This is a genomic window from Flavobacterium sp. 90 (assembly GCF_004339525.1).
GTDB lineage: Bacteria > Bacteroidota > Bacteroidia > Flavobacteriales > Flavobacteriaceae > Flavobacterium.
Genome location: NZ_SMGE01000001.1, coordinates 5,875,938 through 5,897,276, shown reverse-complemented (window position 1 = coordinate 5,897,276; position 21,339 = coordinate 5,875,938). Strand labels below are relative to the sequence as shown.

The following is a 21,339-nucleotide window of genomic DNA, read 5'->3' as shown; positions in this document are numbered from 1 at the left end:
TTGAGATCTATAATGAGCATATATATTTGTGAAAAATCTATTATTGTTTTCAAGGTTTGCAGCTAACAGATATATGCTTTTAGCAGTTTTTTAAAATAAAATAAATCAAGAGGTACAATTTACTGCTTAAAAGAGATAAAAAAGATGAATCAATGCAAAACAGGTGTTTTTACCCTGTAGTATATTATTTATTTTTTTTAATTTCGATTTGTTTTTAATTATTTGATTTTTAGCTTTTTATGTGGTTTGGCTAATTTGTATATTATGTAAGAAAGCATAATGGATTCTGTATTTTTTTGACATATTTTCATTTAGTTGGAGAGATGCTATTAATCAGATTTGTTTGCAATTTTGGTCTCATTCATAAAAGTTAATATTTATAAATATCTAAATACTCTCGATATGATAAATAATGTCGCCCTTGATGTTTTTATTGGACTTACTTTCATCTTCTTGCTGTATAGTCTTTTAGCAACAATAGTTCAGGAAATGATTGCCGTAAGATTTTCTTTTAGAGCAAAACTGCTTGAGAAAGCCATTCTTAGAATGTTGGAAGATGGCAAAACAAAAGTAACGTGGTCTTCTTTTATTGATGATAGGATATATGGAACACTTCATTTGTTTGGATTAGTCAATATGCTTAAAAACAAGAAAGTAGCAGTTTGGTTTTATGCACACCCATTAATTAAATATCTGGGAGAAGATAACTACTACAGTAAACCGGCTTATTTGACTGCAGCTAATTTTTCGAAAGTAATTATCGATTTATTAAAAGGCTTCGATAAGCCTGAATCACAAGCAATACAAACCATAAATCAATCGATAAAAGAAGGTAGAATTTATAAATTACCTATTAGTAGCGGAAATGCTCAAGATGATAAGTCAAATCCGGCTTTTAAGCTATTAATTGAAGAAAAAAATCTTCAGCAAGTTGGCACAATAACAGCTTCTCAAACTGTTGAAATAAATCCCAATACAGCTTTTTTTCTAAGATCACTTTGGCAGGAATCGGGTGCGGATATTGATTTATTTAAAGCAATGCTGGAACAATGGTTCAACGATACAATGGAGAGAACGACGGGTTGGTATAGAAGATATACCAGAGTTTTGTTGTTTGTTATTGGTTTTATAATGGCTTGTACTTTTAATGTGGACACGATTGCTATTCACCGAATTCTGAGCAAAGATAAAGTTGCAAGAGAACAGCTTGTTCAAATGGCTATTAAAGATCAGGGAAATTATGCCGGTACTGTTGATCATATTCGAAAAGGAACACTGCCACAAAATGAGACAGATCTTCAAAATACTTATAAAATGGTGGCTAAGGATGCTAAGGAAGCGGAGAGTATTATGGGTTTAGGTAGACCCTGGAAGGATTCGTGTACTACTTGTGAAAAGTATTTTAAATGTGATAAAGATGCATTACAAGTAAAGAAAAACATAAGCGTTTTACAGAAAAAAATCGCATTAATTGAGTCTTCTTTAATAACACTTGACAGTTTCAATAAACAAATAAAAACAAAAGATTCATTACTTATTATTCCGGCTTTTAAAGAGAATATTAAAAAACTGAATGAAGATATTCTAGAGTTAAAAAAAGAGAAAGATACGGTAACTAATAAATTGAAAGAAAACCATTCTGATAGCTTAACGACGTTCAAAGATACTTTAAATAAAATGATCGTTTTAAACAAGCGATGTCCCATAATACAAGATGCTAAATGGTTGCAGTATAGTTCCTATCAAAAAGGAGAATGGGAAACTATTATGGGTTGGCTGATAACAGCATTAGCGTTGACTTTAGGCGCTCCGTTTTGGTTTGATCTGCTTAGCAAATTAATTAGTGTTCGCGGTGCCGGATCTAAAGCTTCTCCAACTACAGATCCTGATCCAACGGGAGGGAAGCCAAATGGAACGGGTTCAAATTCTAACAGTACAAGTCCGGTAACAAATAATAATAACAATTCAGGTGAGGAGGCTGTTGGTTAATTATGGCACAGTTAAAAGTAATCGTAAATAAATTGAATAAACGAACAGGTCCGATAACTGATTTTAATGATAAATCAAATATCAAAGGAGCAGTTTTCAAGGGACACATATTCGAAGGGGAAGAAAAGTTAACAAATATTCTGGGTAAGTGGTACTGTGATCAAAGCGGATATTATTATTGGGGAGAAGGACTTGACGTTATTTCGCTGACTTCAACAAACAATACTTCTCCTGTAACTAATAGCAATTTAGGTAAAGCAACTATTGGATTGCCAAAAGCTCCGCCGGAAGACTTACCGCTAAATGAAACACAATGTTTGAAGGTAGCAAGGTGGATGGAAACACATTTTGGCTCTAAATGCGAAACTGCTGTAGAGAATACACCTTTTACAAAACAATTACTTTATGCAATTGTTTGCAAAGAGACTGCTATTTATATTTATAAATGGATTAATGAATATACACCTGAAGAGATATTAAGCTTTTGTGTTTTTGATGCCAGTGGTGATGCTAATGGAACCCGAAAAGCGTTTCCTGAAAATACAGCAGCTTTTATAAAAAAATACGGACAGACGCTAGCAAATGAACTTATCACAGAAGCTAATAAAACAAGAGCATTAAGAGGTTGGGGACCAAAACATTGGGTATATGCAGGTTATGGACTTTTTCAGTATGATTTGCAGCATATCCAAACAGATCAAGCTTTTTTCGAACAAAAACGCTGGTATTTTATTGATGATTGTATTGAAAAGGTTATGAAGGAACTTATGAGCAAATGGAAAAATAATACAAATGATCTCTTTCATACCATTAAAGCTTATAATGGCAGCGGAAAAAAGGCGGAAAATTATGCCAATAGTGTTTTGCAGTTTCTGAACTGGATTAATAAAGGAATATAATTATGAAAGTAGTAGTCACAGCAAATAAACTCAACGTTCGTAAAACTCCCGTAATTGATTTTGCGAAGAAAAGTAATGTTGTAGGGGTTATTGTAAAAGATTCTATTCATGAAAGTACTGAGCAACATGAAAACATCTTGGGTGTTTGGCATAAAATAGAAGATGGTTGGGTAAGTGATAAGTGGGTAAGTGGAGATGTTTCATCTTTTCAACCAACTATAAATAAGGCGGGTGTAAATGTTCAGAAGTATATTGATGAACGGTTTGACGGAACAAACCTTAAACAAGTTATAGACTATAATTTCCTTTTGAATATTCCTGAAGAAATCAAAAAAACAAAGGGGATAAATTCGGTTATTGGAATTATAGATCTTCCTATTAGCACGAATTTGAAATTCGAAAATATATTACGACCAGGTAATATTCTTACAGAAAAGGTACCATTGTCACACAGCAACTTTATAGCAGGCATAATTGGCTCTAATGCAACTTCAACTATAAAAGGAATTTGCTCTGCAGCTACGATTCTAGATTTAACCTATAATGATGTGAATGGAAATTTGATAATGGATGATAAATATTATGAGAAACTTATTAATTGTATTTCTTTATTTAAAGACACCAAAGTAATTATAAATGTTAGTTATAACATAGACGATAGTTTACAATTTGCCCTTGATAAATTCAAAGATTTAGAAAATGTATTTTTTGTTTGTTCTGCTGGCACGAATGAAACACTTCGAAAAATTGATAATTGTCCATTAGTAAACAGCGAAAACGCGGTTTCGGTTGGTACGGCATCACTTGAGTTTCTTGCTAATAATGCCGCTAAAATTGATTCTCGTTTAAATTTTTTATTACCTATTCTTGGTTATACATCATTTAAAGGAAATGGAATTGACTATTCAAAAACAAATGATGTGTCTTCAAGCTGGGCAACTTCTGTAATAACTTCCATAATTGCATTACTTTTTTCGACCAAACAATTAGATAAAAACTCATCTAAGGCAGATGTTTTATTGTTAATAAAATCTTTATCAGGTAATTATTCGGATTCGTATAGTTTCTTAAATCCTTTAAAATTTTAATATGAAGAAAATTTCAATATTGATTATCACGGTACTAATATTTAGTGCAGGACATGGGCAAAATATCTACTATGATGCGAAAAAACTCGCTGAATTAAAACCTGTTATATTTAATAACAAAGTCGTCGTCACAAAAAATCCTGCTGCTTATCAAATATTAAGAAATTATGTTCCAGATGCTGAATTAACAGAAAACCAAATAGCTACAGTTTTTAGTGGAAACCCATTTCTATCGGTTTCTGCACCAGCAGGAGAAGATAATCAATATTTAAAAGGCAATTTTTTTTCCTCTGTTGGTAATCTTGATGTCACAAACTTTGCTGACGGTCTTGCCAAATTTTTAGTAGAACGCAGCAAAGAGGAATTAAACGTTGCTTTTTTTAGAAAGTTTCAAGATTTTCTGCGTAAGTATCCTGAAGCAAGAATTGTTTTTCCCACTACTGTAAGTGTTATAAATAATATAGCAGCCTATAATTATGCAGCAATGTTACCTGCTTTGAGAGCTTCATTTCAAAAAGATTTGAATGCTATTAGTTCCAATCTTCTAAATTTACGTGAAACGTCTAGCTATGAAGGTTATGGGACCGATGAAATAATAAAAGTGCGAGCAGATGCCATATCTCATTTTTTAAAAGATAGTATTTCTGGCAGATCTATCAGTGCCGCAATAATTACAGCAGATGAAATTATTAAAGGAACTAATACTGCCGATATTATAGATCAGATTGCAAATGATAAAGCATGTGAACCTGAGGATAATTTTTCGAATGCAATCCTGTTTGTTAATTTAATCTCAAAATCTTTAAGAAGCAATGACGATGATAGAGTTTGGATTACAAAACAACAAGTTAACGACTTAATAAAAGATGATATTACATTAAGAATCTATTTCGGATTGCTTTATGAAGCAGATAAGAATAGCAGTCGTCCAGTTAAGTTTAAAACGCTATCAATTACATTGCAAAGTTTTTTAACAGAATTAAATACGAAATGGAAAGATCCGGCTGGTCGTAAGTTTATTGAATCGTTTAGAAATATTGCTCTAAAAGCGAGTAGTGTAGCTGATAATACAAAAAGCATTATAGCTATAACACAAAAAAGTGAACAACCTTCAATAATACAATATGCCGAGTATGCATCTTCTATTTCTGATTTTCTGAAATTAACTGTTCAACTGCTTCCTAATAATCCAGCTATAGATTCTACTGCTTCAAAGTTAACTGCTGATATTAAAAAATTTGTAACGGTTATTGACGCCGCTACAAACCTGTGTTATGATATTAAATCACAAAACTACAGTGCGTTGATATTGCACACTTCGCTTTTGCTTCCTGAAATAAAAGGTATAAATCCTGAATTAAAAGAAAAATATATCAAATACGGAACTTTCATGGCCAATATTGTAGAAGCCAAAAGTTCTGACGAAGTTAAAGCGGCTATTGAAACAGCAGTATTGCCTGTTGGCAGTTCATCTATTAAGCGAGAAACAGATTTTAATATTTCATTGAATGCTTACATAGGGCCATTTGTCGGTGCTGAATATATGCCTACTTTTAAGAAGGAGGATCGATACGCATTTTCATACGGCGTTACAGCTCCGGTAGGTATAGCTTTCAGTTGGGGAAATATCTGGAAATTTGGTTGTGATAAAAAGCCTAGAACAAGAGGGAAGGGCGATAATATTGTTGATGTAGGAGGTAAAAGTTTTACCATTTTTGTTCCCTTAATAGACGTTGGTGCTGTAGCTGCGTTTAGAGCTGGAGATGATGGCAGTAAAGTTGCTTCTGAGGTTACGCTCTCAAATATTATTTCACCAGGTTTATATTTTTATTTGGGCTTTGGAAAATGTCCTATATCGGTTGGTGTAGGCGCACAATTAGGTCCGCAATTGAGAGAAGTTACAGCAACAGACATCAATGTAGATAAGAATTATTATGTAAGATATGGATTGAACCTCGTGGTGGATATTCCTTTTTTTAATTTATATACACAAAATTAGTTCTGGTTTTTAGCTAAAAGTATTCCTGTAAATAAATTGCTGTTTTTATTTGTTTTGCCTTCACAAAGACAAATAAATATTCCTTTGGTATAATGCGTGCTTTGCAGGATTCCTTTTTTAACTTATATTCGCTGTTTATACATTTGTGGGTATATTTTACTCGCTTAAAAATCTAATTTGTGAAAAACACACAAGAAAACGTACAAGATAATCAGCTTAAACGCGGGCTGACAAATCGCCATATTCAGTTAATTGCCTTGGGCGGATCAATAGGAACGGGACTTTTCCTTGGTATTGGTCCGGCAGCGGTATTAGCAGGACCATCTGTTATTTTAGGATATGCTATTGCAGGAATTATTGCTTTTTTTATAATGAGACAACTTGGCGAAATGGTTGTCGAAGAACCTGTTTCTGGAAGTTTTAGTCACTTTGCTTATAAATATTGCGGTTCTTTTGCCGGTTTTGCATCGGGTTGGAATTATTGGATTTTATATATTTTAGTGAGTATGGCTGAGCTTACAGCCATTGGTGTTTATGTGCAGTTTTGGTGGCCCGAAATTCCGCTTTGGGCATCTAGTTTGTTTTTCTTTCTGGTTATTAATGCTCTGAATTTTGCCTCTGTAAAAGTTTACGGAGAAACAGAATTCTGGTTTTCAATTATAAAAGTTGTTGCCATTATTGCAATGATACTTTTTGGTACTTATTTGCTAATAAGCGGAACAGGAGGAGAACACGCTACAATTCATAATTTGTATAACGATGGAGGTTTCTTTCCAAAAGGTTTCTTTGAGAAAACTGCAAAGGGTGATTTTCAAGGATTATTATCTGCAATGGCGCTTATTATGTTCTCTTTTGGAGGTTTAGAGCTTATTGGAATTACCGCTGCTGAAGCCGAAAATCCTGAAAAAAACATTCCGAAAGCGACCAATCAGGTTATTTATAGAATCCTTATATTTTATGTTGGTGCATTGGTAATCTTATTTGCTTTGTCACCTTGGAGACAAATTACTACAGATAGCAGCCCATTTGTAATGGTTTTTCAAAACCTAAACGGAATGGAATTTGAGCTATTTGGCACCAAAATATTTTTCACAAAACTTATTGCTAATGTGCTTAATTTAATTGTATTAACTGCCGCTTTATCCGTGTATAATAGTAGTGTATATAGTAATTCGCGTATGTTATACGGTTTAGCAGATCAGGGTAGTGCGCCTAAGTTTTTAAAGAAGCTAAACCGACATGCAGTACCCATTAATGCTATTTTAATTTCTTCGTGTTTTGCAGCGATCTGTATTTTAATCAATAAAGTAATGCCCGAAGAAGCTTTTAGTATTTTAATGTCTCTGGTAGTGTCTTGTTTAGTTATTAACTGGGTTATGATTTCGTATACGCATCTAAGATTTAGACTTTCGAAAGACAAGGAAAACACAAAAACTAAGTTTCCTTCTTTATTTTATCCGGTAAGTAATTATATCTGTTTTGTGTTTTTATTTGGTATTTTATCCATCATGTGGATCACAAATATGAAGTTATCCGTAGAATTAATTCCTATTTGGTTAGGGATTCTTTTTATATGTTTTAAAGTTCTTAAAGCGAAAGAATAAGTAGATTTTATATATTATTTTAAAGGCATTGATTATCAATTTGTAGTTGATTTTCAATGCCTTTTTTTAATGTTATGTTTTTGTTTTATTGATGATTTATTTAGGAAATTGCTTGAAACAAAGTAGTTCAGGAAAGCTTTTTTAAATCTTTGGAAATCAAATTGATTTATAGTAGTAAAATGGTGACTATGGTTGTTACACTAGATATATCAATGAGTTTTTTTTCAATAAATAAATTAAAATAAATAATTTACGATTCAGGTCTTAACAAAATATTATTTTACTAAAAATTTTATCATTGAGTTCGGATATTTTTGATTTAAATGGTCAATATATTTTTGCGTTTTAATTAATCTTTCACGATCAACGCTATTTAAATATGAGAGCCAGCCCTGTACTTCATTAAGTAGTTTAATATTACCATTTTCTCTAGGCATTGATAAATGATGAATTTTTGATCTGACATTGTTAAATTTTTTTTTGCCAATACCTATTTTTTCATCCGTTATTACTAAACCTGTCACAATTTTAGCTCTTCCTGAACTTGAAATTCTAGTTTTAGAATTATTAATTAAAAAATTCTCGTCTTCAATTATTTCTTTTATCATAGGTATAATATTTACCACTTTTACCGGATTTAATCCTGAAAATGATAAGTCATCTGCATAACGAGTATAACTAATTCCTCTTTTGCCCACGTAACCTTGTATCCTTGAATCTAACTTCCATGCAGTTAAATTTGCTAATTTTGGAGAGCAGGGGCTACCTTGAGGCAGACAACCGTCAAATGTACATATATTGGTAAAAACAGTGGATATTAGATCATTATATCCAAGAGTTTTAAAAATATTAAATATTTGGTTACTTGTGATAGATGGGAAAAAATCTTTCAAATCTAAAGTTAATATCGTATTTGCTCCTGCATGTGGTATTGCATTATCTAAAGTTGAAGAATTTTTTTCAAAACCTTTACAAGAATTTGAAACCTTTATCTTTTCCAGAATATTTACAAGAATCCACGATTGCAATCCTTTTAGCTTTCTACTAGGTTGACAAATTTTCCTATGTTTTCCTGATTTCTTTTTTATGAAGTATATTTTATAATAATAATCAGAATTTTTAGAAAGTTGATATATAGTATATTTTGAAATATGCGAAATAAATGAAAAATCATCTAGGGTTTGAATTACTGGTAATCCAAACATGTTTAATTTGATAATTCCGTTGTTACTCATTTATATTTGTTAAAAAGGTATAGGGAAAATATTTTACATCAAAATTTTTGAGTGAATTTTAAATAGAAAACCTACGGGATTTTCTGTTTAAAATTCGTGATAATAAAAGTTAGCTTAAAACTCGGCTGTTGGAACAACAGCCACTCGCATAAATGTATAAAACAAAATGCGTCTAAAATCATTTTTCCCTATATCCTTAATTTTTTATTTCTATTTTTCAAATTTAGTATTTCTAAACGTAAATTATCAATTTCTACAGTTTTGTTTTTTCTAATATTTTTTTTACTATTAGTTCTAAATTTTAGAAAATTCTCTAGTCCTAGATTAGTAAGTTTATAACCTGTATTTGTTAATTCAACATATCTTTTTTTTGTTAAACTTGTTAAAGCTGTAGTAGTTACTTGAAATGAATTTAAATCATCTTGAGTTGCAACCTCTACCAGTTTAATAAGAGTTAATTTTGAGATAGGCTCTAACAAATATATAGAGGGTAGTAAAAAATTATCAATTTGTAATAGAGAAATTACATTACTCATTTTTAAGCTGGTATTTTTCATTTTTTTTAAAGAATTTAACAACTTACCCATTTCATTTGAAATATTATTTGGGTCGATAAAAATAACTCCATGTGGATTCTCTTTTTTTACAAGTTTTAAAGGTCCTAGATTAATAAAACTTTTATCTTTTTTATATTTTTTATCAACTAGGCATATTATTTTTTTTCGTAATTTTCCATCATTTGCAAATGCACCTAGTTCAGCAAAGGATCCTGGGCTTTCGGGTATTAAAACTATTGCATCAACGCTATCAGCTAATAATCCTTCTAGGGATAATAAATCTCTTTTTTTTGAACTATGTAAAAGTTCATCAAAAATATCTTCGGGATATATAATGTCATATGTGTAAGAAAATTGCCAATTTTTCTTCATTATTTCTGCAATTTGGTATCGGATTTTATCTTTTTGATATATGTCGGCACCACATAAAAAGATTGTTGTTTTAAACGTATTTGCAGGTTTATAAATATCTTCTCTAATTTTATTAGATAACTTTATGCAATCATCCTTTGAAATATCATCCATTTTTATATTTTATGATTACAGTGATTGTTGATTTTTTCGCAACTAAATTTTCCTATTAGTGATAAAAATTTTAAAACAAAAAAATAATTACTTGTTTTTTTTTCTTACACTTGGTGTTCTGAAAAATTAGTGAAGAAATAAAAACAAATATATGAAAGTATTCATTTCTCATAGTAGTGTAGACAAAAAATTTGTACGAACTTTAAAAGATTGTTTAGTTGAAAATAGTATTGAAATTTGGTTAGACGAAGATCAACTGGATTTAGGAGATAGTTTAGTGACGAAATTAGAGAATGCTTTAAATACTTCATCTCATCTAGTCATAATTCTTTCACCAACTTCGGTAAAATCAGATTGGGTAAAGTTTGAATTAAATAAAGCAATTTCTAATCAGCGAACAGGTTTAATGCAAAAAATTATACCAGTGAAATATAGAGAATGTGAAATCCCTGAAGAATTAAAAGATTTATTATATGCTGATTTATCCGAAGAGGTAGTTTTACCAGCTTCAGACCCTAATAGAATAAAATTTATTTCAGATGGTTTTGAAAGTTTTTTTTTAAAATTAGTGAAGGCAATAAGAAGTTCTTCTAAAGCAATAAATTCAAATGAGAAAGCAGAAATAATAAAAACAATAAAATCCTCCGAAGAAATAACTGAGTCACATTCGCATTCAATACATAGGGGGAACTATGAACTTGTGGGATTCAATACAGTAGAATCGAAGTTAAAATATCAGAACTTGATTTATAAAAAAGATAATAGTGAAGAAAATGTTGAAAATTTAAGACCTTTTTTATTACCAGAAAGTTTAAAAAGAGTTTTTAAATTAGAACTCGGAGAGAAAATTAGAATTGAATCTGATATGCCTTACTCAAGTTATGGACACTTTGCGGGATATAGGACGGATGATTTGAAAATTACTATTGACAAAAGGATTAGAGATGAGTTATATATTAATTCTAAAGAGTATTATCAAGTTGAAGTTGATTTAGAGAAAAAAATTATTCGTTTTGTCAATAATTTAAATCGCAAACCGAGAAGAACGCCAATTGGAGGGGAAAATAATTATGCTTTAGCTGCATAGAAAATTTGAAGTCAGAGCATATCGGTTATTATATAAAAACAAATAAAAATGGTAAATAAAGTATTAATAGGTATAAAAAGACATCCCAAGAGATTTGTCTTAGCAATAATTTTCGGATATACTTCGATTTGGACTTTTTTAGAACCTTTAATGGCATTATCAGGAGTTAATATTACAGGTTACAATTGCCTTTGTTTATTAATTTACTTTATAGCAAGTTTTATAATAGGCATTATTTCTGTCTTTCCGAAGAAAACGGTCAAATTTGATTTACTAAATACAAACACAAAAGTTATAATCGAGTTTGGTGATCTTTTTTCGGTTGATGGTCATAGAGTTATTCCTGTTAATGAGTATTTTGATAGCTTAATAGGTAAGCCGGTCTCACCCAATAGTGTTCATGGAGTATTCATTGAAAGAGTTTTAGGCGGTTATAATAATATAATCGACGTAGAGGTGAATAGACAACTAGAGGGAAAAGATATCGAAATTACAGAAAGACCAGAAGGTAAAATTAATAAATTTCCACTAGGGACAACGATTACTTTAAAGCATAGCGAAACTTTATACTTTCTTTTCGCATTATGTAATAGTGATAACGATTGCAAAGCTACTTGTGATCCTTCATCGATGTTAATTGCACTTTCTGGGCTATGGGAAAAAGTTAGAATCGAAGGTAATGGATTCAATATTAACTTGCCACTTATTGGTAACGGACTTTCAGGAGTGGGACTTCCCCCCAGTCAATTGCTGCAATTAATATTAATGTCATTATTGAAATTTACTAAGGAAAAAGAATTAAGCGCAACGGTAAAAATTGTACTTCTTGAAGATATGTTTGAAAAAATAGATCTAAATTTAATTAAAAATAACTGGAAATAAATATAATTTCATGGAATTTGTAACAACAATTAAAAATAGGAGAATATTAAAGAATTATCTAATGTTTTAAACAAAAAAAAGAGACTTCGAAAGTCTCTTTTTGCATTATTATATCTTTATAAGTAATCACTTATTGATCAACTTCTCAAACCTCGCCATCATTTCCTCTTTCTCTTTCAACATACGCTCATACAATGCAATTTTTTCATCATACAACTGAACAATTTTATCAATTGGATTAAATGTACAATTTGGGTTAACTGCATTTAAAGTTGATGTATCATTACTTGTAAAATTATTAGAAATAATATTCACCGCTTGTTCTTCGTCAAAATTCTGAAAAGCTTCAACTGGAATTTTTAATACAGCCGAAATTTGTTTCAACAGACCGTCTTCAATTACATCTTTTTGTTCTAAAAGAGATATTTTTTTTTGATTCCAATCATTTCCCAGATCAAAAGCCAATGCGTCTTGTTTAATACCAAGCATTTCTCTGAATCGTTTTACGTTTCTTCCCTGATGTATTTTCTCTTCCATAATGAATATTAATTTTCTAAAAGCTCAAAGATAAAGCCCTTCGGATTAAAAAATCCTGAGTTTCAAAGATAGAAAAATATCCCGTAATACATCATTTTGTGGGGTAATATATGCGCATTTCGATTAGATTATCCTTTTGAAAGAACGGAAATTAGCTGTTAAATTTTAAATCGCTTTGGTATGAAAAAGAATAAAATATGCTTCGAAACTAACTTTTGCACAGAATATGTGGCAGGAAATCCGTTTAAGGCAATTGAAACTTTTTTTGCTTTTGCACGTCTCGATTATTATAAACAAAATTTAACCGAACTGGTAATTTACAGTTATAAAACTAAAGTTTATGAACAAGATAATCCAAGCAATGCTTTTGTGTTTTACACCGCTATCTTTTCGTTTCTCAAAGTCTGTTATTGCCTTCAAGCGAAAAACAAAAAATGGAAAGTAAAGGAATCTTCACGGTCTGAAACGGCTTTTCATTTTTCTTCGCTAACAAGGGAAGAATACGACGATCCTTTTATTGTATTTAAAAAAGCATTTGCCGAAAAAACGTTTAAAGAATTTGAATTCTTTCTATGTCTAATCCTCGAGCTTTCATTATCTCCATATGCCGAAGATCCTGAATCTGACCTGACGACGCCTTATATTCATTTAATCAAAATGCTCGATGCAGCAGGATTAATGCGAGAAAGGGGAGTTGAGAAAATTAGGAAACCAAATATGATTGTTTCTCTAACCGAGTAAAACAGCTCTTATCCAAACCTTAAAATCGAAAGTATGAAAACTTCAAAATCGATTTTTTGGAATTTTATGTTTACACATCGCTATTCTAATTCCTGATTCTGCAAGTCCATCTGTTATAAAACATCAAGAGTATTGATTTAGAATATTTGTAATCTACCGTCAAATATTTGAATTTTCTCGTAAAGCCTGTAAACTTTGTTTCAAATTATAATTTGAAACATGTTTAAAAATTTTCATTTAAGCATTAGATATAATTTAGTAAGAGCGAATTATAAGGCAAATTAAAATATATAAAACTCTGATTTTTAACTAAAGTTCAGAATTAAATTAGGATTCAGTTTGTACCAAAAATTCAGTATTCTATTTCTAAATTTTAATAATTGATACGATGAAAAAAACTCTCTTTTTATTATTTTCTTTAGTGTTCTTGTTAGCAGCTTGCAAAAAACAAGATAAGGTAGTAAGTTCTGAATCAGCAGATTCTACAGTAACTTCAGCAGATACTGCAATAGCAAAAAAATTACCGGCTCCACCAGTTCCTAATACTATAATGACAGAAGCATTTGTAAAGAATCTTGCTACTACTGTTTATGCCTGGGGCTGGCCTTTGACAAACATTCATAATCGTGTAGAAACATTTAGAGCTCTTCCGGGAGCTATATATGCGGGAGGAGTACTTCCGTTAGCGCCACCAAATCATTTATGTATGTTAAATGATTATGTAGAACCAGCAGAAAGAGCAGTCGCTTGCCCAAATCAGGATGTTGTATACGGATTGTCTCCACTAGATCTTACATTAGGTCCGGTTGTAGTTCAGGTACCGGATTTTGGTGATCGTTTTTGGGTATATCAGGTTTGCGATCAGCGTACAGACGGATTTGCGAGTTTAGGCAAAATGTATGGCACAAAACCTGGTTTTTATCTCTTGGCTAATAAAGACTGGAATGGTAAAGTACCTGACGGAATTACCGCAGTTTTTAGAGCTACAACAAGTCGTGGAATTGTAATTCCGCGTGTATTTCAAACAGATGATCCTGTAGATAAAAAAGCGATACAACCTTTGATAAATCAAATTGGATTATATCCCCTGAAAGATTTTGATGGTAAAATGAAAATAACTGATTGGAAAAAAACGAAAGTAACACCACCAGATCCAAATGGTGCTAAAACGGAAACAAAATGGGTAAAACCTGAAACATTCTTTGATCAATTATCTGATATTTTAAAGGAAGTTCCACCAATGCCGGGAGAAGAAGGGTTTTATGCACAGGCGCAGGCACTTTTGGACGCATTGGCTAAAAACCCAAAACTAAAACAAGTTGCCATAAACGCTGCAATTGATGCGGATAAAAATTACGTTACGCCATTATTTCAATTTGCAAATGTAGGATATCCTGTAAAATACAATTGGACAACACAACGTAACGGAGGACAGTTTGGGTACGATTACTTAACACGACTTTCCTGTGCCAAAGCCAATATTTTTGTAAATAAACCAAATGAAACCAGATATTTTTATCAGGATTTTGATGAAGGAGCTATAAGATTAAATGGAGCAAACAAGTATACGGTAACATTTGCAAACGGACAACTTCCTCCTGTAAAAGGATTCTGGTCGCTTACATTGTATAATGCCGAACATTTTTTCGCGCCAAATGAGCTTAAAAGATATTCTTTGGGAACAAAAAATAAAAGTCTAAAAAAGAACGCCGATGGATCATTGACCATTTATGTTCAAAACACACGACCTTCTGAAGATAAAGTCAGCAATTGGCTTCCTGCACCAAAAGAAATTTTCTCTTTATATGTAAGATGTTATTGGCCGGAAGAAGCGGTATTAAACGACAGCTGGAATCCGCCTGCAGTAGTGAAATCGAAATAAAAGTTTCAGAAAATAAAATCGGTAAAAGACCTAAAAAAATCTTTTTGCCTGATGAAATAATTGATTCACAAAACTTTAATTAGAAAAAGTGATGCATAAAATTAAGACTACGATTACTATTCTCCTTTTTATTATTTGCAAATCAACAGGATACGCACAATTAGATGCACCATACACCATGGGTTTCATTCCGGCTTCTATTACAGAAGGAGATATTGCTTTTCCCATATACGATAAATGGCATTTAAGCGGTCAGGTCGATTTTCAATTAGTAACACAAGGCGCTTATAATACCACCAATCCGTTTGAATATACGCAGCGCGTTGTAGTAAGACCGTGGATTGTTTATTCAGGTTTCGAAAAAATGAAATTTTGGCTTGGTTATGCCCACAATCAAAAGTATGCGGTTGAAGAAATGGGCAATTATGAAACGCTCGAAAACAGATTGATTTTGATGGGAACTTTTACCCAGAACATGCCCAAAGGATCACTCTTTGAACAAGTGCGTTTTGAAACTAAATTTTTCGACGACAGAACCGGGCAGCAACAAGTAATTCCAAGGATTAGAGCAAGATTTGGTGTAAATCACTTTCTGGCTCAAACGAAGGAAAAACCCATATTTCTTGCGCCCAATATTGGGTATTATGCAGAGCTTATGCTAAAGTTTGCCAAGAAAGATTATGCCGAAGAACATTTTGACATTTTTAGATTATCGGTTTATTATACCGCCGGTATAACTCCCAATCTTCACTTCCTGGGCGGTATAATTGGTCAAATGCAACTTCGTACAAACGGAAACCAATTTGATGTTTACTACGGGCCAATGGTATCTGTAAAATATAGTATTCGACCTAAAGAAAGAGAAACTTTTGACAGTGTTGATGGTGGCGCAGATTAATACGAACATACATTAAGCAGTTATATAATCATTAAATTTAAAATCATGAAAAAAAGTAGCTTACAATTAATTTTTGCAAGTTTGTTCTGTTTCATTTTTATTGGAATTATAAATGGACAAACCAAAAAGAAGCCTAATATTATTATGGTGATTTCTGATGATACCGGTTGGGGAGATCTAGGCGTTTATGGAGGAGGTGTAGGCCGCGGAATGCCGACTCCAAATTTGGATAGAATGGCAAAAGAAGGAATGCAATTCTGGTCCTTTTACGGGCAGCCAAGCTGTACGCCGGGAAGAGCGGCAATGATTACAGGAAGAATCCCAAATCGAAGTGGTATGACAACCGTTGCTTTTCAGGGTGAAGGAGGCGGACTTCCTGCAGCGGAATGGACTTTGGCATCTGTATTGAAAAAAGCAAATTACAAAACTTATTTTTCAGGAAAATGGCACTTAGGCGAAGCTGATTATGCCATGCCAATCGCACATGGTTTTGATAAAATGCAAAATGTAGTTTTGTACCATTTAAATGCCTATACGTATTGTTTTCCATCGTGGAATCCTGATATGGCTCCTGAAATTTCTGATTATATAAAAAAAGCAACAAAAGGTATTCTTGAAGGAGAAGCAGGAAAACCAGCACGTGATACAGGTCCGGTAACAGAAGAAAATATTGCCGAATTAGACATAAATATGGTAGATAATAATTTGAAACAGCTTGATGAATATGGTAAGTCAAAAGATCCATTTTTTATGTGTATCAATTTTGCAAAAAATCATCAGCCTAATTTACCGTCAAAACAATTCGCGGGTAAATCTCCGGCAAAAAGCAAATATGGCGATGCCGTTGTAGAAATGGATTATAACGTAGGTCGTATAATGGATAAAATTCGAGAGCTGGGGATTGCAGATAATACGATCGTGATTTATACAGTTGACAATGGCGCCTGGCAAGATGTTCATCCAGATGCTGGATATACTCCGTTTAGAGGATCTAAAGGAACTGATAGAGAAGGAGGAAGCCGTGTACCGGCGATTGCATGGTGGCCTGGACAAATTGAAGCCGGAAGTGTAAGTCATGACATTGTGGGAGGTTTAGATTTAATGGCAACATTTGCAGGTCTTGCCGGTGTCGAACTTCCAAAAAATGACAGAGAAGGCAAGCCTATAGTTTTTGATAGCTATGATATGTCTAATGTTTTATTCAAAAAAGGAAAACCGCTTCGTGACAGATGGTTTTATTTTACAGAAAACGAATTGTCTCCCGGAGCTGTGCGCATCGGAAAATGGAAAGCAGTATTTAATACTCGTGGAGATAACGGAGCTCAGGCAGGAAGCGATACACCAGGTCAGCAATTGGGCTGGAGAGGCGATCAAACTTATGTAGCAACAGTTCCTGCTGTTTATGATTTATGGCAAGATCCTCAGGAACGTTACGATCTGTTCATGAATAGTTTTACCGAAAAAACATGGACAATGGTAATATTCGATCAGGTTATTATTGAGCTGATGAAAACTTATGCTGCGTCACCTCCAAGACCTCAACAAAGCGGTGCATATGGCGGACCATTGGAAATTGGAAAATTCAGAACAATTGAACAAGCTAAAGAATTATTAAATAGTAAACATTTGGCACTGCCACCTTTAAGTGTCGATCCAAAAAAATAATAAATTATAATAATTTATGTCATCTTAAAAAAAGGGAATACTATAAATTAGTGGTGGTCGGGAGAAATTCCGGCCACTTATGTTTTATAAACTTTTAGCTAAAAAAATACTTCTATATTTCATCTTCTTTTGCTGTAGGTTCAAAAGCATTAATAATAAACCAAAATGCTTTCCCAACCTTTTCCGGTTTTTGCGCCTCTATATTTATAAGAAGGAAATTTACTTTAAAGATTTTGGTTTCAGTACTCTTGTAATCTGATTGTTTCTCTAACGGAATAAAATTTCCCTTAATTACAAATCATCAAAATTATTTGATTTTGGAACTTTTATAATTAAAATTTAATTCAGATTTCTATATTCTATAGGAGTATATCCGGTGTTTTTTTTGAACATTCGATTAAAATGTTGCGGATATTTAAAACCCAGTTCAAAAGCGATTTGACTCATAGATTTGTTAGTGTTAAAAATCCTTTCTTTAGCAAGACTTATTAATTTCAATTGAATATGTTCCTGTGCCGTTTTACCGGTTTCTTTTTTGATTAAATCACCAAAATAATTAGGAGAAAGATGTAAATGATCTGCAAAATAACCTACAAGCGGAAGTCCGGTTTCTTGTGCAATTTCTGATAGAAAATAATCATTCAGCAGATTTTCAAATTTTGATAAGATATCAGTATTGATGTTTTCTCTGGTTATAAACTGTCTGTCATAAAAACGGATACAATAATTAAGCAGAAGTTCTATATTGTTTGTGATGATACTTTTGCTGTGTTTGTCAATAGACTGGCTTAGTTCGTACTGTAATTTATCGAATAAATCTTTAATAATCTGCTGCTCTTTTAAAGACAGATGAAGAGCTTCGTTTGAATCATATGAAAAAAAAGAATATTGATTCATTTGCTTTCCTAAAGAAGTTGCTTTTATTAAATCAGGATGAAATAGAAGCGCCATACCCGAAGGCTGGTAATCAATTTGATTGTTGACTTCTATGACTTGTCCCGGCGCAATAAAAACCATTGTTCCATCATCATAATCATAATTATTTCGTCCGTATTTTAATTCACCGCATTTTCCATCTTTCAAAAAAATAGCATAAAGACCAAAGTGCATACGACTGTTATTTGGCAGTGCTTTTGTTGCTGAATTGTTGAAAACACTTATTAAAGGATGCTGTGTTTCAACGCCTTTAAGTTCGTTGTACTGCGAAACTTTTTCGACTTCTATAATGTGTCCCATTTTGCCTTCTTTAAATTTATTAGTACAAATATAGCACTCAGATTCTTAGTAAGTTAACCTGATTATGCAAATCAGTAAAAATGGTAATAATTACCGTAAGATGTATTATAAAGATCATTTAGTATTGATGGAAATTTGTACTGTCTTAATAATTAGATCTAATAATATAAAATAATACTAAAATGAAAACAAGAATATTAGGAACACAAGGTTTAGAAGTTTCGGCTTTGGGAATGGGATGTATGAATTTGAGTTTTGGAACAGGAAAGGCTGCAGATATAAATGATGGAATTAAAGTAATTCGTTCGGCTTATGAAAAAGGTATTACTTTTTTTGATACTGCCGAAGCTTACGGACCTTTTACAAATGAAGAACTGGTTGGAGAATCGTTAAAACCATTTCGTAAAGAGGTGATTATAGCGACAAAATTCGGAATGATTTCTGACACCGGAATTAACAGTAAACCGGAACATATTCGTAAAGTTGTTGAGGCTTCTTTAAAAAGATTACAAACGGATTATATTGATTTATTGTATCAACATCGCGTAGATCCTAATGTACCAATCGAAGATGTTGCGGGAACAATTAAGGATTTAATTCAGGAAGGAAAAGTGAAGTATTTTGGGCTTTCAGAAGCTGGCGCTGAAACAATTGAGCGTGCACATATTATTCAGCCTGTTTCTGCTGTACAAAATCAATATTCAATTTGGACAAGAGAACCCGAAGCTAAAGTTTTACCTCTTTGTGAAGCATTAGGAATAGGTTTTGTGCCTTGGGCTCCAATTGGAACTGGTTTTTTAACGGGTAAAATTACGCCTGATACTAAATTTGACAGTGATACTGATCTTCGTGCTGCTTTTCCACGTTTTACACCAGAAGCTATTAGAGCTAATATGCCAGTTGTAGAATTACTTACAAAAATTGCTAATAGAAAAAATGCAACGCCGGTTCAAATAGCATTGGCTTGGCTTTTGGCTCAAAAATCATTTATAGTACCAATTCCGGGAATGGATAAAATAGCGTTTTTAGACGATAATATTAAATCGGTTAGTGTTGATCTTTCGGCTAATGACTTAGAGGAAATTGAAGAAGGACTTTCAAAAATAACTTTTCAGGGAGCGAGACTAAATGAAGGATTACTTGGCTTGTCAGAAGAATAATAAGAACTTTATATTATGGTTTTTGATATTCATTTGGAATTCAAATAATTTCTATCCACAAACCCTGTCAAAAACACAAACTATCATGGAAAGTAATAAAATCGATGCTGATAAAACAGCAATTCTTGAAACTTCCCGTCAGTTAACAAAGCTTATGATTGATGGGAATACTTTAGAAATGAATAAGATTCTCGATGCTCATTTTACACTTACTCATATCACAGGATATGTACAGTCAAAAGAAGAATGGTTTTTGGAAATTGAAAGCGAACGAATGAAATACTATTCTTATTCTGAGGTAAAAACTACGGTAAATATTGATGGAGATAAAGCTGTTTTTATGTGTCAGAATCTTTTAAATGCCAGAATCTGGGGCATGCAAAATAACTGGCGTTTGCAGCAAATCATGAATTTTGAAAAACGAAATGGAAAGTGGATAATTCTCAAATCTGTAGCAACCACATTTTAAACAAGTAAATTAAAAAATGAAAGCATGAGAAAAAAATCAGTTATTGTAGTTATTGGTGCCGGGTCTATTGGTCAGGCGATTGCCCGAAGAGTGGGTTCAGGAAAACATATTTTACTTGCAGATCTTCATCAGGAAAATAATGATGCTGCAGCAAAAGTGCTCTCTGATGCAGGATTTGACGTTAGTACAACAATTGTCAATATTTCATCAAGAGAATCAGTTTTGGCGCTTGTTGATACCGCTAAATCTATTGGAGGAATTACGGGATTAATCCATGCAGCTGGAGTTTCGCCATCTCAGGCATCGCCATCTACAATATTCAAAGTGGATTTGTACGGCACAGCTTTGATTTTAGAAGAATTTGGAAATGCTATTGAAGAGGGAGGATCAGGAGTTGTAATCGCATCACAATCCGGACATCGATTACCATCTTTAACGCCCAAGCAGGATAAAGCGCTGGCAACTACACCAACAGAAGAGTTATTATTGCTTCCTTTTTTGCAATCTGATGCAGTTGATGGTTCATTATATGCTTATCAATTATCAAAAAGAGGAAATTCACTTAGAGCGAAAGCAGAAGCAGTGCGTTGGGGGAAACGAGGCGCAAGAATCAATACGATTAGTCCGGGGATAATTATTACTCCGCTTGCCAATGATGAATTAAATGGCCCCAGAGGAGAAGGTTATCGCAAAATGTTGGAAATTTCTCCTGTTGGAAGAGCGGGAACTCCTGATGAAGTAGGGGTTTTAGGAGCTTTGTTAATGGGCAGAGACGGCGCTTTTATAACAGGAAGTGATTTCTTAATGGATGGCGGTGTAACATCGGCTTATTGGTACGGAGAACTTAATCCTAATGCAGAATAAATTGATATTTCAACAGTAAAAA

General features: G+C 32.7%; 18 protein-coding genes. 14 read left to right on the top strand and 4 right to left on the bottom strand.

The genetic code is table 11. The annotated features are described in order from the left end of the window. The first annotated feature begins 402 nt into the window (after positions 1 to 402). From C8C83_RS24030 to C8C83_RS24010, 5 genes are all read left to right on the top strand, one after another. Positions 403 to 1,989 (top strand): hypothetical protein, encoded by a 1,587-nt coding sequence (locus tag C8C83_RS24030; protein ID WP_121331061.1) that lies wholly within the window; start codon positions 403 to 405, stop codon positions 1,987 to 1,989. A 2-nt stretch (positions 1,990 to 1,991) separates the two neighbouring features. After that, entirely contained in the window at positions 1,992 to 2,888 is an 897-nt protein-coding gene (locus tag C8C83_RS24025) for a hypothetical protein (protein ID WP_121331060.1), read from the top strand. Between the two features lie 2 nt (positions 2,889 to 2,890). After that, positions 2,891 to 3,976, top strand: coding sequence for a S8/S53 family peptidase (locus C8C83_RS24020; RefSeq protein ID WP_121331059.1), 1,086 nt, complete (start codon positions 2,891 to 2,893; stop codon positions 3,974 to 3,976). A 1-nt stretch (position 3,977) separates the two neighbouring features. Beyond that, a complete protein-coding gene (locus C8C83_RS24015; RefSeq protein ID WP_121331058.1) occupies positions 3,978 to 5,975 on the top strand; it encodes a hypothetical protein in 1,998 nt (665 codons plus the stop codon). Between the two features lie 179 nt (positions 5,976 to 6,154). Continuing rightward, entirely contained in the window at positions 6,155 to 7,579 is a 1,425-nt protein-coding gene (locus C8C83_RS24010) for an amino acid permease (RefSeq protein WP_121331057.1), read from the top strand. Between the two features lie 275 nt (positions 7,580 to 7,854). On the opposite strand, the gene C8C83_RS24005 is transcribed toward C8C83_RS24010, so the two are convergent. Then, the gene (locus C8C83_RS24005) at positions 7,855 to 8,814 is read right to left on the bottom strand and encodes a retron St85 family RNA-directed DNA polymerase (protein ID WP_121331056.1); all 960 of its coding nucleotides are present in this window, start codon (positions 8,812 to 8,814) and stop codon (positions 7,855 to 7,857) included. A 188-nt stretch (positions 8,815 to 9,002) separates the two neighbouring features. Beyond that, entirely contained in the window at positions 9,003 to 9,896 is an 894-nt protein-coding gene (locus tag C8C83_RS24000) for a retron St85 family effector protein (protein ID WP_121331055.1), read from the bottom strand. Between the two features lie 151 nt (positions 9,897 to 10,047). Here C8C83_RS24000 and C8C83_RS23995 point away from each other — a divergent pair, with 151 nt between their 5' ends. Continuing rightward, positions 10,048 to 10,983, top strand: a complete 936-nt coding sequence (locus C8C83_RS23995; RefSeq protein WP_121331054.1) for a toll/interleukin-1 receptor domain-containing protein — start codon at positions 10,048 to 10,050, stop codon at positions 10,981 to 10,983. A gap of 48 nt (positions 10,984 to 11,031) precedes the next feature. Then, positions 11,032 to 11,865 carry a macro domain-containing protein gene (locus C8C83_RS23990; protein ID WP_121331053.1) on the top strand — a complete coding sequence of 278 codons (834 nt, stop codon included), beginning with the start codon at positions 11,032 to 11,034 and terminating at the stop codon, positions 11,863 to 11,865. 126 nt (positions 11,866 to 11,991) lie between these two features. Here C8C83_RS23990 and C8C83_RS23985 read toward each other — a convergent pair whose 3' ends face one another. After that, positions 11,992 to 12,402 carry a helix-turn-helix transcriptional regulator gene (locus C8C83_RS23985; protein ID WP_121331052.1) on the bottom strand — a complete coding sequence of 137 codons (411 nt, stop codon included), beginning with the start codon at positions 12,400 to 12,402 and terminating at the stop codon, positions 11,992 to 11,994. A gap of 180 nt (positions 12,403 to 12,582) precedes the next feature. Between C8C83_RS23985 and C8C83_RS23980 the strand changes: the two genes are divergently transcribed. From C8C83_RS23980 to C8C83_RS23965, 4 genes are all read left to right on the top strand, one after another. Next, complete coding sequence (locus C8C83_RS23980) at positions 12,583 to 13,143, top strand: hypothetical protein (RefSeq protein WP_121331051.1); 561 nt, start codon at positions 12,583 to 12,585, stop codon at positions 13,141 to 13,143. A gap of 388 nt (positions 13,144 to 13,531) precedes the next feature. Continuing rightward, the gene (locus tag C8C83_RS23975) at positions 13,532 to 15,025 is read left to right on the top strand and encodes a DUF1254 domain-containing protein (RefSeq protein ID WP_121331050.1); all 1,494 of its coding nucleotides are present in this window, start codon (positions 13,532 to 13,534) and stop codon (positions 15,023 to 15,025) included. A gap of 91 nt (positions 15,026 to 15,116) precedes the next feature. Next, positions 15,117 to 15,923 carry a DUF2490 domain-containing protein gene (locus tag C8C83_RS23970; protein ID WP_121331049.1) on the top strand — a complete coding sequence of 269 codons (807 nt, stop codon included), beginning with the start codon at positions 15,117 to 15,119 and terminating at the stop codon, positions 15,921 to 15,923. A 45-nt stretch (positions 15,924 to 15,968) separates the two neighbouring features. Beyond that, on the top strand, positions 15,969 to 17,588 hold the full coding sequence (locus C8C83_RS23965; RefSeq protein ID WP_132011935.1) for an arylsulfatase: 1,620 nt from the start codon (positions 15,969 to 15,971) through the stop codon (positions 17,586 to 17,588). Between the two features lie 339 nt (positions 17,589 to 17,927). Here the strand turns inward: C8C83_RS23965 and C8C83_RS23960 are convergent, their stop codons facing one another. Next, a complete protein-coding gene (locus C8C83_RS23960) occupies positions 17,928 to 18,824 on the bottom strand; it encodes a helix-turn-helix domain-containing protein (protein WP_121331048.1) in 897 nt (298 codons plus the stop codon). Between the two features lie 182 nt (positions 18,825 to 19,006). Here C8C83_RS23960 and C8C83_RS23955 point away from each other — a divergent pair, with 182 nt between their 5' ends. From C8C83_RS23955 to C8C83_RS23945, 3 genes are all read left to right on the top strand, one after another. Continuing rightward, positions 19,007 to 19,984: an aldo/keto reductase gene (locus C8C83_RS23955; protein WP_121331047.1), complete on the top strand. Its 978-nt coding sequence runs from the start codon at positions 19,007 to 19,009 to the stop codon at positions 19,982 to 19,984. 85 nt (positions 19,985 to 20,069) lie between these two features. Next, positions 20,070 to 20,453, top strand: a complete 384-nt coding sequence (locus tag C8C83_RS23950) for a nuclear transport factor 2 family protein (protein ID WP_121331046.1) — start codon at positions 20,070 to 20,072, stop codon at positions 20,451 to 20,453. 24 nt (positions 20,454 to 20,477) lie between these two features. Then, positions 20,478 to 21,317 (top strand): SDR family oxidoreductase, encoded by an 840-nt coding sequence (locus tag C8C83_RS23945; RefSeq protein WP_121331045.1) that lies wholly within the window; start codon positions 20,478 to 20,480, stop codon positions 21,315 to 21,317. The last annotated feature ends 22 nt before the right edge of the window (positions 21,318 to 21,339 follow it).

Excerpts from the sequence above, each read along its gene's own strand:
- C8C83_RS24030 (WP_121331061.1), top strand. The coding sequence starts at position 403 with ATGATAAATAATGTCGCCCTTGATGTTTTTATTGGACTTACTTTCATC.
- C8C83_RS23990 (WP_121331053.1), top strand. The coding sequence starts at position 11,032 with ATGGTAAATAAAGTATTAATAGGTATAAAAAGACATCCCAAGAGATTT.
- C8C83_RS23965 (WP_132011935.1), top strand. The coding sequence starts at position 15,969 with ATGAAAAAAAGTAGCTTACAATTAATTTTTGCAAGTTTGTTCTGTTTC.
- C8C83_RS23970 (WP_121331049.1), top strand. The coding sequence starts at position 15,117 with ATGCATAAAATTAAGACTACGATTACTATTCTCCTTTTTATTATTTGC.
- C8C83_RS23980 (WP_121331051.1), top strand. The coding sequence starts at position 12,583 with ATGAAAAAGAATAAAATATGCTTCGAAACTAACTTTTGCACAGAATAT.
- C8C83_RS23975 (WP_121331050.1), top strand. The coding sequence starts at position 13,532 with ATGAAAAAAACTCTCTTTTTATTATTTTCTTTAGTGTTCTTGTTAGCA.
- C8C83_RS23995 (WP_121331054.1), top strand. The coding sequence starts at position 10,048 with ATGAAAGTATTCATTTCTCATAGTAGTGTAGACAAAAAATTTGTACGA.
- C8C83_RS24020 (WP_121331059.1), top strand. The coding sequence starts at position 2,891 with ATGAAAGTAGTAGTCACAGCAAATAAACTCAACGTTCGTAAAACTCCC.
- C8C83_RS24000 (WP_121331055.1), bottom strand. The coding sequence starts at position 9,896 with ATGGATGATATTTCAAAGGATGATTGCATAAAGTTATCTAATAAAATT.
- C8C83_RS23955 (WP_121331047.1), top strand. The coding sequence starts at position 19,007 with ATGAAAACAAGAATATTAGGAACACAAGGTTTAGAAGTTTCGGCTTTG.
- C8C83_RS24015 (WP_121331058.1), top strand. The coding sequence starts at position 3,978 with ATGAAGAAAATTTCAATATTGATTATCACGGTACTAATATTTAGTGCA.
- C8C83_RS24025 (WP_121331060.1), top strand. The coding sequence starts at position 1,992 with ATGGCACAGTTAAAAGTAATCGTAAATAAATTGAATAAACGAACAGGT.
- C8C83_RS23960 (WP_121331048.1), bottom strand. The coding sequence starts at position 18,824 with ATGGGACACATTATAGAAGTCGAAAAAGTTTCGCAGTACAACGAACTT.
- C8C83_RS24005 (WP_121331056.1), bottom strand. The coding sequence starts at position 8,814 with ATGAGTAACAACGGAATTATCAAATTAAACATGTTTGGATTACCAGTA.
- C8C83_RS23950 (WP_121331046.1), top strand. The coding sequence starts at position 20,070 with ATGGAAAGTAATAAAATCGATGCTGATAAAACAGCAATTCTTGAAACT.
- C8C83_RS23945 (WP_121331045.1), top strand. The coding sequence starts at position 20,478 with ATGAGAAAAAAATCAGTTATTGTAGTTATTGGTGCCGGGTCTATTGGT.
- C8C83_RS23985 (WP_121331052.1), bottom strand. The coding sequence starts at position 12,402 with ATGGAAGAGAAAATACATCAGGGAAGAAACGTAAAACGATTCAGAGAA.